This is a genomic window from Bacteroides cellulosilyticus DSM 14838 (assembly GCF_000158035.1).
GTDB lineage: Bacteria > Bacteroidota > Bacteroidia > Bacteroidales > Bacteroidaceae > Bacteroides > Bacteroides cellulosilyticus.
Window position 1 is genome coordinate 596,868 of the sequence record NZ_EQ973490.1, and the last position, 12,558, is coordinate 609,425.

Annotated in this window: 12 protein-coding genes; 5 read left to right on the forward strand and 7 right to left on the reverse strand. The window is 33.2% G+C overall.

Annotated elements, in window-relative coordinates; translation table 11 throughout:
• The coding region (locus BACCELL_RS07020) for an MAC/perforin domain-containing protein (protein ID WP_007210961.1) at positions 1-1,191 on the reverse strand (1,191 nt) is incomplete at its 3' end.
• 268 nt (positions 1,192-1,459) lie between these two features.
• Positions 1,460-2,377, reverse strand: coding sequence for a glycosyltransferase family 8 protein (locus BACCELL_RS07025; protein WP_007210962.1), 918 nt, complete (start codon positions 2,375-2,377; stop codon positions 1,460-1,462).
• A gap of 249 nt (positions 2,378-2,626) precedes the next feature.
• Here BACCELL_RS07025 and BACCELL_RS07030 point away from each other — a divergent pair, with 249 nt between their 5' ends.
• From BACCELL_RS07030 to BACCELL_RS07050, 5 genes are all read left to right on the forward strand, one after another.
• Complete coding sequence (locus BACCELL_RS07030) at positions 2,627-3,760, forward strand: glycosyltransferase (RefSeq protein WP_007210963.1); 1,134 nt, start codon at positions 2,627-2,629, stop codon at positions 3,758-3,760.
• Positions 3,757-4,863 (forward strand): glycosyltransferase family 4 protein, encoded by a 1,107-nt coding sequence (locus BACCELL_RS07035; protein WP_007210964.1) that lies wholly within the window; start codon positions 3,757-3,759, stop codon positions 4,861-4,863. Before BACCELL_RS07030 ends, BACCELL_RS07035 begins: the two co-directional genes overlap by 4 nt.
• Before the next feature lie 17 nt (positions 4,864-4,880).
• Complete coding sequence (locus tag BACCELL_RS07040; RefSeq protein ID WP_007210965.1) at positions 4,881-5,696, forward strand: glycosyltransferase family 2 protein; 816 nt, start codon at positions 4,881-4,883, stop codon at positions 5,694-5,696.
• 88 nt (positions 5,697-5,784) lie between these two features.
• Positions 5,785-6,951 carry a glycosyltransferase gene (locus BACCELL_RS07045; protein WP_007210966.1) on the forward strand — a complete coding sequence of 389 codons (1,167 nt, stop codon included), beginning with the start codon at positions 5,785-5,787 and terminating at the stop codon, positions 6,949-6,951.
• 5 nt (positions 6,952-6,956) lie between these two features.
• Entirely contained in the window at positions 6,957-7,715 is a 759-nt protein-coding gene (locus tag BACCELL_RS07050; RefSeq protein WP_007210967.1) for a glycosyltransferase family 2 protein, read from the forward strand.
• Between the two features lie 14 nt (positions 7,716-7,729).
• On the opposite strand, the gene BACCELL_RS07055 is transcribed toward BACCELL_RS07050, so the two are convergent.
• The 5 genes from BACCELL_RS07055 to BACCELL_RS07075 are packed head-to-tail and all read right to left on the reverse strand — an operon-like array spanning position 7,730 to position 12,543.
• Positions 7,730-8,602 (reverse strand): glycosyltransferase, encoded by an 873-nt coding sequence (locus BACCELL_RS07055; protein WP_007210968.1) that lies wholly within the window; start codon positions 8,600-8,602, stop codon positions 7,730-7,732.
• Between the two features lie 12 nt (positions 8,603-8,614).
• Positions 8,615-9,616, reverse strand: a complete 1,002-nt coding sequence (locus BACCELL_RS07060) for a glycosyltransferase family 2 protein (protein ID WP_007210969.1) — start codon at positions 9,614-9,616, stop codon at positions 8,615-8,617.
• A gap of 4 nt (positions 9,617-9,620) precedes the next feature.
• Positions 9,621-10,706 (reverse strand): glycosyltransferase WbsX family protein, encoded by a 1,086-nt coding sequence (locus BACCELL_RS07065; RefSeq protein WP_007210970.1) that lies wholly within the window; start codon positions 10,704-10,706, stop codon positions 9,621-9,623.
• A gap of 29 nt (positions 10,707-10,735) precedes the next feature.
• The gene (locus tag BACCELL_RS07070) at positions 10,736-11,734 is read right to left on the reverse strand and encodes a glycosyltransferase family 2 protein (RefSeq protein ID WP_007210971.1); all 999 of its coding nucleotides are present in this window, start codon (positions 11,732-11,734) and stop codon (positions 10,736-10,738) included.
• An 8-nt stretch (positions 11,735-11,742) separates the two neighbouring features.
• A complete protein-coding gene (locus BACCELL_RS07075; protein WP_029426139.1) occupies positions 11,743-12,543 on the reverse strand; it encodes a glycosyltransferase family 2 protein in 801 nt (266 codons plus the stop codon).
• Positions 12,544-12,558 lie beyond the last annotated feature (15 nt).

A 12,558-nucleotide genomic window follows, 5' to 3' on the forward strand; every position in this document is an offset into this window, starting at 1 on the left:
AAATTGATATAAAGGGATAGCATCTTCATTACCTTTTTGAAGTAGCACATAACACATAACCCCTTGTCTTTCCCAACCTAATGAATAAAGATCCGTATTATAGTGAAAACTACTCCCTTTAGCAAATTGATACAAAGGATGCAAATCCAGCACATCAATCTTTTTACTATCAATATACCTAAACACAGCCTCCTTCATTTCTTGTTTCTTTATAGGATCAGAAATTAGATCATAAATAGGATACGTAGCATTCCAGTTGACATCAAATAATCTAGAATGCTGGTCATCAACTGACTCTGTCCATGCTCCCAAATTAATACTAAAACTTGGTCCTTGCTCAGGCGCGAGCGTAATAGTAGTACCCGAGGTAGAACCACCAAGAGCCTTAATATAGCATTCCCAATTAGAATTTTTCTTATTGCGCTCCTCTACTTCCGTTTTGCTCCATGAACCGTGAGCATCAAGCCCAATATTGCTCAAATTATATTTTGCCCCTGCACTGACAATCTCTGTCTTTTCCGTACTACTATTCTCTTCTATTATAGCAGATTTATAATATGCAGTATATTTCCCTCCAACTGTTATATTAGTTAAAACATGCGTTCCATACATTTCCACAATTTTATCCGCAGAATATTTATTTAAATCTTCAACAAAAGAAGACAACAAGTATTTAGATAAGGTTTCAATATCTGTATTCAGCAAATATCTCCTTTGCTTTTTAAAAACCTCCGCTCTTGCAAATGAGTATTTTGAAGAATAGAAATATTTTGAGCTTGTTTTGAATCCCGTCGTTATAGTCCCTGAGAAAAAGCCCTCTTTATCCTTTTTCTCAGGTAAAGATCCTACAGAACCACTAAAATTCGTATCGGTTATTATCTGAGATAAAAAAGATTGCGCATCTGCTCCTGCAAAACATCTCTGATCAATTACCCCTGAAAATTGCTTATCAAATCTGTTCGGATTTGCTTTCACAAATGCTTCCACATCTAAGATTTTCAACCTTGTTGAATTTTCACCCATGTAGTCATCGGTTATATCATAACCATAACCTAATACATCATACACTCCATCTCCAGCTGCCCTTGTTGTTACATTTGATACCGAAGATTCAACATTTGGTAAATCCTCTATTTCTGAACAAGAATAGAAAAGAGGCAAAAAGCCTAATAAATAATAAGATTTCTTCATAATAGTACACATTAAAAGATTAACATTTACCAAATGTAAGAAATGTCATCATTTTATCCAATTTTAAAAGCATGTTTATAAACATGGCAATCGCACATAGTATTTGAAGCCACCTACCTTATATGACCTTAGAGCTAAGCACAGATACAACACATTTTTAAATAACAACATAGACAACAAGCTAAATAATGCATAGAAACAACATTATTTTTCACATCATAGATTTTCAGAATCTCAACTAAAAACTTTCTAAAAACAGATTTTAAACTTACACAAGTTTATAATACTTATGCCCCTTTATTTTCCATTTAATTAAAAAGCAAAAATAATACTTATCCCAAAGAGCGCGTAGCGTATCTCTAAAAGAAAGCGGATTCTTTTTTATCTTTTTCAAATAGCGATAATAATTTATTCGAAAAGGATGTTGGCAAGAAGTTTCCCAAGGTTTTGGCTTCCAAGTAAAATGCAGAATTTTCGGATGCCTTAAAATAAATCTCAAATCGCGGTCAAAACCAAACTTCTTGATTATTCCATAATAATAAAAGATAAATTCGACATTCCATGCTAAAGAAATATGCACAGACTTATCATAAAAAAAAGCATTTAATACATCTTGATCATGCGCTCTAAGTTTTTCAAAATTATGTTCAATGTACTCTATAAAAGCTTGAGTCATATTATGTGTACGCCAATAATCCAAGTTCACCAATAATACACCTGCATTAAAATATCCATATTTAGAGTCGTAATCAAGTCTTTCATACACATCTTCTGCGCAACATCCTCTTTCTTCAAAGGCCGCTACAACAAAATTGTCTCTCAAAGGCGTTTCCCAAAGTTCTTTTATAGACTGATTAACAATGATATCACAATCCAAATATAAAACTTTATTCACGTCAGCAGGAAGAAGATCCGCCATAAATAACCTATTATAAGTAGCAATAGATAAATGATCAGTTGACTTTATAGGGCACTTTTCCAAAAATTTAAAATCAACCTGACAATAAAAGAAATGTCCATTATATGAATGAACAATCTTTTGAATAAAATCTAAATCATCCAAATCCAATCCTTCAGTGAGTAAATAAACTGCATGCTCTTCTCCCGGATTATTCTCAAAAAAGGAAATCAACATCACACTGCAATGTTGAACATAACCACTATCAGCGGCACAAACAATATTCATATTTCTACATTAATATATTGCAAATATAATATTTACGCTTCTCAAAAAATGAATATCTCTTATCTTTTTTAAAAACTCTTTTTATCAACATAGATTTAGGTCACAAATACACTATTATCATTTGATATTTTTTATACCTTTGTTCTTCAGATATAATAAGATCTGTTTTATTTATAGTATGTAAATATCTTTATAAGACATAGGCTTCAGCTTTATCTAAATAAAAATATTCTAAAAACAAATTTATCCATGAGACTCAGAATATTCAGAAGAAATAAGAAACGCCACATTCTCTACTCCTTATTTAACAGAAAATGGGTATATATTTCATATATTCCCGATGTATACTACAATAAAAAGAATACGAAATACATGCTATCCCACCAAAACAAGAGAGAAGCTTTGGTTATTGGAGATATTTTTTACTCTTTAGGATATAACGTTAAAATTGCGCTTTTTAATGCCCCTGAAGAATGCGATACTCGAAAGTATGATATCATATTTGGTTTAGAACCAAACTTCGTAACTATGAGCCAAAGAAATCCACAAGCTCTTAAAATATACTATGCGACAGGAGCTTATTGGAAACATCAACTCACAATGGTAAAAAACAGGACAGACCTATTTAATACAAAACATGGAACACATTTACCATATTCGCGTTTAGTGGATGCGCATAACAGTTGCGAGATAGCTGACGTTATTTTTCAAATAGGCAGCTCATTTACTATCCAAACATATCCTTCCAAATTGCAGAGTAAAATTAATATAATTAATCAGTCTAGCAATTTTGTTCAAGAGTGTGACCTAAAACATAAATTGCAAAGTGTCTCAATGAAGGATTTCATGTGGTTTGGCTCCAGTGGAAGTATTTTGAAAGGTTTAGATTTAGTTTTAGAGTATTTCATAGAGAACCCTCAATACAATTTGCATATAGTCGGACCACTTGATGAGGAATTCATAAGGTTCTATCAAAAGCAAATAGAAAAATGCCTCAATATAACATTTTACAATTTTCTCGATACCAGCTCCAAAGAATTCATGAACTTAGCCTATCTTTGTGCTTTCAATATCTTTCCATCTGGTAGTGAAGGTTGCCCTGGCTCCGTCATAACTTTGATGCAAATGGGTGTCATCCCTATCACCTCTCAATGGGGAGCAATAGACCAAATAGAACATTACGGATATCTGCTACCCGAGTTATCCGTTGAAGCTATAAGCAAAGCCATTGAATGGGGAGTTACACTTCCCCGGGAAGAGTTCCATAAAATTATAGAGGAAAACATATCATATTCAAAAAATACTTGGAATTTAAAACGATTTGAGAATGAATTTCGCTCTCTATTACTAACATTTATAGAAAAAAGTAATCCCAAAATATGAATCAACCATATATTTTGTACGATTCTCTCATATTTGATTTACAAAAGTTCGGAGGTATTTCACGATACTTCTGCGAAATAATCTCTAGACTAAATGTCAAGTATGATATTTCATTATATTATACAGAAAATTACTACTTAGCACAAAGTAAGATATGTAAGCACCACCTACATATTCCAGGATTTCTATTTAAACATTTTAGATATAAGTTCTATCGTAAGAATCAAAAATTAACAAAGAAGTTACTATTGAGTTCATCCCCATATCTCTTTCACCCAACTTATTATGATCTTACTTTCCTTAAGTACATAGGTGATAATCCTTTTGTCATTACTGTACATGATATGACATATGAACGACTCCCTGAATATTTCAGTGGCGCAGAAGGAACCATACAACTAAAAAAAGAAATTATTACTAAGGCAAATAGGATCATTGCAATTAGTGAAAACACCAAAAAAGATATTGTAGAAATACTCAACATAGCTCCTACCAAAATTGATGTTATTCATCATGGAACCAGCATACAGCCTCCATTGGGAAGACAAAAGCTTTTATTACCCAATAAATATCTTCTTTTTGTTGGTGATAGAACCAGTTATAAAAATTTTCAACGATTATTGGAAGCATTTGCAAACATTTATAAAAACATAAAAGACTTATATTTAATTTGCACAGGAAAACCTTTCTCCCCAGAGGAGCTACAACAAATCCACAAGCTACACGTAGAAAATCAAACATTACAATTTTCTGTCAATGATGAAGATTTAAGTGAGCTATATAGCCGAGCATTATTATTTGTATATCCCTCACTATATGAAGGATTTGGTATTCCTATTTTAGAGGCATACGCTTGTAATTGCCCTGTAGCATTAAGTAATACCAGCTGTTTTCCAGAGATTGCAGGTAATGCAGGTGCCTATTTTGATCCGTATTCAGTAGAAGCAATAACAGACACCATCACGGCCGTCATAAACAATAAAGAAGAACGGTCAAGACTGATTATTGCAGGTAAAGAACGCCTTAAACTATATTCTTGGGAAGAAGCTGCCAAAAAAACAGAAATGGTCTATCAAAAAGTTCTAAATGATTTTCTAAAATAAACTATAATCAGTGTAAAATGAAAAAACCAACCCTCAGTATTATTACAGTCAATTTCAACAACAGAAATGGCTTAGAAAGAACAATACAAAGTATTAAGTCTCAAACATATACAGATTATGAGCATATAATTATAGATGCAAACTCTACTGACGGAAGTAAAGAAATCATACTTGAATATTCCCAAAACACCGCCCATTTAACATATTGGGTATCAGAACCAGATAAAGGGATTTATGACGGCATGAATAAAGGAATAGAGCATGCACAAGGAGAATATATATATCTTTTAAACTCAGGTGATATACTTTCTAATCCGACTGTACTATCTTCCATTTCATTTGACGGCACAAAATATATATGTGGTAATATGAGAATTATCCATTCAGAGACTCAATATGAAGAAGTCGTGCCTCCAAATGAAATAGATGGACTATTCTTATTCAAAAGCTACCTGCCTCATCCTGCATCCTTTATTCATCATTCACTATTTAACAAACAAAAATACAACATTGATTACAAAATTATATCTGACTGGATACATATGGTGGAGAACATTGTATTAAAAGGATGCAGCTATAAGCACATCAACTTGCTAATTTCGGATTTTGATACCACAGGAATCAGCTCCAACAACAGAGCATTAGGATTATCAGAACGAAGTAAATGGATAAAAGACAATATCCCCACTTTAATTTACGATGCTCTTATGGAACTAGACAAAATCAGAAGTTCTGAAATTGGAAGTATTATTCCTACACTTATGCAAAAAAAAAGACATTCGCAGAAACGAGTAAAGAAACTTATTCTACTATTTTCTAAATTCTTCAAATGAGAAATTCTAAAAGCATTTTCAATGTTTCAAACAAAACATTTGCATATAATAAGAATTTTATCGAATATTGCATATAATAAGAAAAAAGATGAGTAACAATATACTTTTTATATTCAATATTTTCCCTGGTGTTGGAGGCTTAGAAACCGTATCAAACAACATCATTGATTATATAGGTAAAGACTTTACCATTTATACACTATCTTTTAACGCAGTAAACAATGCCCCTACTTCACCAGCTATCACGGAAATATTTCAATTTAAAACAGACAATGAAGAAGAAAACATCCAAACATTCAACCAAATTATTGAAGAAAGAAACATTACCCATATCATCAATCAAGGTATCTACCCTCATATAACCAATATAATATTCAACCCCGATAGAAAGAAGGATGTAAAAATAATCTCCGTTCTACATGGTATGCCCAAATATGAAAATTCACAATATTGGCAATTACCACATATTCTTAAAGCAAATAAACTGAAGCAAATAAAAAGAAGATTTCTATTCCACATTGGATTGAATTACAAATATAAACGATATATCAGGTCATTCTATGACTCATATCGCAAAGCATGCATCAAAGGTGATCAAATCATTGTACTATGTAATGAATACATTAAGCCATTCATAAATGAATACCATCTGAAAAAGTACCAAGAGAAAGTTATTGCAATAGAAAATCCATTATCACCACTCTTTTCCGAGCAAAAAAATATTGAATGGACACAAAAGAAAAATCAAGTAATTTTTGTCGGTCGTTTGTCCGAAGAAAAACAAATACACATCATTCTTGATATATGGGAGAGAATAGGGAAAATAACAAACTGGGATCTAGTTATCATTGGTGATGGTTGTATTCGCCAAAAATTAGAGCAAACTGTCAGAGATAAACAAATACAAAGAGTTAGTTTTACTGGGCAAGTCAACCATCCTGAAGAATACTATAAATCTGCAAAGATTATCCTCTTAACTTCAAGTTTCGAAGGGTTTCCAATGTGTTTAATTGAAGCTTTAAGATTTGGAGTCATACCGTTAACTTTTGATATAAGTGCAGGAGTTCGTTCAATAGTATCAAATTCCGGTGGTATTATCATAAAAAACAGAAATTCAAACGAAATGTTTCTCAAGCTACAAGAATTGATTAACAATAAATATCTACATTCACTTAGTGAAAAGGCTAGGCTCAAATCTAATAGATACACATTGAATAGAATTGGCGAACAATGGATAAACTTATTAAGAAAATAAATTAAATGAGAAGAAAGCTTGTACGAAAATATAAAAGATTTAAGAAATGGGTAATTCCTGAATTAAAAAGACGCTTTAGCAAAACAGAAGAAGTGCCCTATAAAAGTGTTCCAATCGTAATTAACAACTTTAATCGCGTAAATACACTAATAACATTGATTCATGGACTAGAAATTCGGGGATATAATAATATATATATTATTGACAACAACTCCACCTATCCCCCATTACTAGAGTATTACAAAGATTGCTCTTACCCTATATACATGTTAAACAAAAATATAGGTCATTTGGCCATATGGGAAACTGGCATTTACAAGCAGTTTACTGACTCATATTTCGCATACACAGATTCAGACTTAGAAATTCACCCAGATTGCCCAGACGATTTTATGGAAAAATTCATTCTTTTACTCAAAAAATATCCCAAAGCACTAAAAGTAGGGTTCTCTATTTGCATAGATGATTTACCTGACTGCTATATCAACAAAGAACAGGTTCAAAAATGGGAAAGCCAATTTTGGAAGAAAGAAATAGAACCTAATATTTTCAAGGCACCTATAGATACTACCTTTGCAGTATATAAGCCTTACTTCAAAGGAGAGATAATAGATTTCTTTCATTTATATCTACGCACTGGATTTCCATATTCAGTAAAACATCTACCTTGGTATATAGATAGTGCTAATCCGTCCGAAGAAGAAAGATATTATATTAATCATCTGCAAACTTCTACACATTGGTCTGAACAAAACAAAAAATGAGTCATTTAAAACTACTATTTTATATACTTATATAAATTTGAAATACAATGTCCCAAATGTTTCCAAGAAAAAGGATAAAATAAGAATTCCTTTAATACAGTTCTTTTCTCTGGATAATTAGTATCTAATAAGCATCGTAAAAAAATGTTAAGATACTTTTCTTCATTTTTTTTCTCTTTCTTTTTACTTAGATTAAGACCATGAACTTTCATTGGAAGAATCTTATTCCATTTGAGATTATGTAAACGAATAGTATCTCTATACCAATTTTGATCATAAGTACCTGTCGAGAAATGTTCTACCAAAACTTCATGAGAACAACACACATAATTTTTATATTGTTTACTAGCTGCGATCTGCAATGAAAAATCTAAATCATAACAATGAAATCCTATCAGTAATTTCTCATCAAAAGGATACAAATTCCATACCTCTTTTCTCACAAACAAACCCAGCCCATCCAGAGTAACTACTTCCTCGAAAGGGCATTCTAGAAAAACATTACATGCTTCAAGTTTTGTTTTGTTTCCTTTTTTTTGATATAAGAAAGTACATTCCCATTCATTATTATGAAACCAGCCAGAATAGCATTTGAGTTTAACTTTACTGCCAGCAAAGCCAATGACTCCACAATCCGGTTCTCGCAATTTATTTTCTATTATTACGCCCCAATTCCGTGAATGAAACATTACATCCTCATGTACAAAAAAAAGATTTGGATACTTAGCTTGACGTGCGCCTTCATTATAAGCTCGAGCTATAGACCAACATTTCTCCCTATTATCGATAGTAACTATTTCATATTCTACCCCTATAGTCTCATCTATATTTTGACTTATTTTTCGCAAACGTTCCGGCAGTACAGAACAAATAATAATTGACAACATAATTTCTTCTATTCAACAGCATCTCTCTGTTTTAATTCTACATAAAAATGGAAATACACCAGATAAAGCCTTATTTACACGTTCTAAATAATAAGCAGTTTTTATCATATAACACCGCTCCTCCAATTCATTTAACAAATTCTGTTTAATCTCATTCCTAATATTTTTACGTTTAATATCCTTATAATAATTACCATAACAAAGCAAACGTTTATATATACTAAGTGGCAAATAATTCTCAAGGGTCCATGTTAAATCTATGCATTCCTTTATACATGCACCATATGCTTCGTCATCCTGTTTTGAATCTATAGTCACACTTTGCGAATGCTGTCTAAAGTTATTCAAACGCTCATAAACTTCTATAACATCCCCTTGTAACGCCATAAAAGTCCAAAACCACCAATCACCACAGTAACGCATTGTAGCCCATCTAGTATTGAATATTTTCAAAGAAGAGCTCTTCCTAAAAAGAACACCACTTGCATTATAGACATAATTAGTCCAATATAAATTTTTTGCCGCATAGTTTGTCCCTGAAAATAGTTTATACTTCATTAGATTATTCTGTTGTTTTTTTGTCCAACGATCCATATCCTTATCAAGCATATTACCAACTTCATCTACTATATAAGATCCAGTAAAACAATATGCAGCTGTGGGATGTTGCTCCATCAGCGAAACTGTTTTGGCCAAAAAAGAAAAATCTGCATAATCATCACTCTCTGCAATCCATATATATTTTCCGCGAGCAAGTTCTATACCCTTTTGCCATTGTTTAAAAGGGCTACCAGAATTATAGTCATTTACCATAACACAACTAACCCTCTTATCTACTTCCTGATACAGTCTTAATATTTTTACACTATCATCAGAAGAAGCATCATCTAACAGAATTAGCTCAAAATCGTTAAAACTCTGCTTTATAATAGTCTCTATACGTAAAGGCAAGTATTTTGCATAGTTATAATTGGGAACAATTACACTAACTAATGGATTCTTTATATCATGCATTTACTCATTCTTTTAAAATACATTCTTTCATCACTTCCAAATAACGCTTTCCATATCGTAAATCCGGTTCTAAATAATTTCCTTCTGCCCATTCATTCCAAGATTTAACAAAAGCAAGGCGGCATTCAAATGGCTTATTTTCTATATGGATCATTACATTCTTCACATGCTTTTCAAAATACCTCGGTTCTGCATGGTTTAAAACCAAAGCTTTACCAAGAGAACGAGGGGAATGATCCCAGTTAGGAATTATAGTAGGTATAATTTCTTTATCATATTCTTCTTCTCCAACAAAAAAAGAACTGGCTTTTTTATATTCCACAATCTTAGGAGTACGAAAAATTTTATGTCGCCATTTAGCACATTCATAAGTAAACCTTGCTTTTTTCTCAAAATCAAATAACCGTACCACATTAATGGCATCAAACCCCATCCTCATCAGTTCAATCCTGTCCTTTGCCAAATTATAGGTATGCCCTATAAAGTGAATACCTTTTAATCCATTTTGTTTTGCTAGATTCTGCCAGAGTTCAATAAACTCTTTCATTTCTGGATGATCAAAAGGTTGATAAATTACAAATATAGGCTTTCCCTCTACCGTAATATATCGATGGTCTTTCAAAGCCGGAAGCACTTCATTAAAATGTTCAATATAGTCATCTTTACCTGGATACAATTGGGTTATTAAAGTTTCCTTAGTCTTAACTCCATGAAAAAAACCTCTCCATGATTCATTAGCCCAAGCCAAACAAAAGGGGAAATCCGGCTCACCCGAAGCTAACACTTCATTAAAAGGACGTTCCAATAATCTTTTCCCATTACCAAACCAATAATGCCAATAACAAAAGCCTTCTATTCCATACTCTCTCGCCATATCAGCCTGAGCTTTACGAGTTTCAGGCACTCTTAAATCATAATATCCCAAATCTGCAGGGACTTTTGGCTGATAATGTCCGGCAAACAAAGGACGAGCTTTTCCTACATTCGTCCATTCAGTAAATCCTTTCATCCACCACTTATCATTTTCTGGGATCGGATGAAATTGAGGTAAATAAAACGCTATAACTCTTGCTTTATTTGCTATACTCATCACATTTTATCTTTAAACAGAATACTATCTTAGAAACGATGATTTCTCGATTTTAATATGGATCTTACAAAACGATAGACTAAACGATATACCGGAAGATTTTTATAAATAGCCCAACGCTTTACAGCACAGGCTATTCCAATCTGTCTCCACTTAATCTCGTCATATTGACGTATTATAACAAGTACATTTTTTATTATTTCCTCTGTAACAGAAGATGGATGTACAAGCATAATGTGATCTATAAGATGGATACCACAGCGAATGACAAATACAGGAGTCTCATCCCATATCCCCTTTTCTAATATGAAACGATTTTGCTCATATACAGCTAGAAACATCTGATATTCCTTTTTAGGATCATATTTACTTCCTATTAAGCTATCAGTGCGCATCATATAATGGTATTTGGGTTGACCTTTCATTACTACTTTCCGTGCTCTATAAAATACTCGGTACATAACAGCCATATCCTCAAAGCAGGTATTCTGCGGAAATCGCAAGCCATCAAAAAGCTCCCTCTTAAAAAGTTTATCCCAAAGATAATTCCTAACAATATCATCTTTAACCAAAAGACGAATAGCGTCGCGAGGTGTCAAATTCAATACTTCATCTGAAACATATTTGATTTTTCTCCTGTTCGGTCTTTCTATATAATGTGAACATACTGATATATCAGCTTCATTAACAATCAACAATTCATACAAGAATTCGTACATATCTCCATCTACCCAATCATCACCGTCCACAAAACCAATATACTCTCCTTGAGCTATATCAAGTCCCTCATTCCGTACAGTACTTACGCCTCTATTATCACGATGAATCACTTTAACTCTTTGATCTTTTAGGGCATAAGCATCACACAACTCTCCAGATCCATCTGTAGAACCATCATCCATCACAATTATCTCCAGATTGGTATAACTCTGTCCACAGATAGAATCAAGACATTTCTCCACATAATCTTTTACATTATAGACTGGTACTATAATGCTTATTAAAGGTAATGCTTTCGTTTCATCCATTATTTTCTTTATACCTTTCTTCCTTCTTTCACGATTCCATTTTCACACCAAACTATCCTCTCTGCAATAACCTGCCTCAACACCTGTTCGTGATATTCCAAATTCTCTCGTGAAGCAAATTTATGATAAAGATGGAATTGCACTCCACCCATCTTCAATTGTTTCTTTTGAATACCTGCATGGATAAGGCGATAGGAAATTTCCACATCTTCCTGCCCCCACATCTCCAAAGACTCATTATAACCATTGACGCGCAATAAGTCTTCTTTCCAGAAAGCCATATTACAGCCCCGGATTCGCAACATGCTATTCTTTGCATAACGATTTGCCAAATACAAACGTAAAGTGTGTGAACGAAAAGCGTTCAATAAAAAGCTAAGGTCTTGTTTAAAAAGTGCAGGATGAGTTTCCACTCCTCTAAGTAATCGGGCAGTAGCCATTCTTCCTAAAAGTACACGACTCCCACACACAAAGTAACCTTTTTCCGCCAATTCCAGATGGTCCGCAATAAAATGCTTATCCAAGAGGATATCACCATCAATCTGGATAATATAATCCCCCTTCGCCCTTTCAATAGAGCGATTACGGATGGCAGAAAGACGGAAACCTTTGTCCTCGTGCCATACATGCACAATAGGAATATCGGTCTTTGTCCGCATCTTATCAATCAGCTGTTTGGTGTCGTCACGTGAGCCATCATCTGCAATCAGAATCTCACAGGGCTTCACGGTCTGAGCAAAAGCGCTGTACAGACATAGGGACAAGGCCTCCTTCCAATTATATGTAGATATCATTAATGAGACTAACATGTATCAATTCTTTAA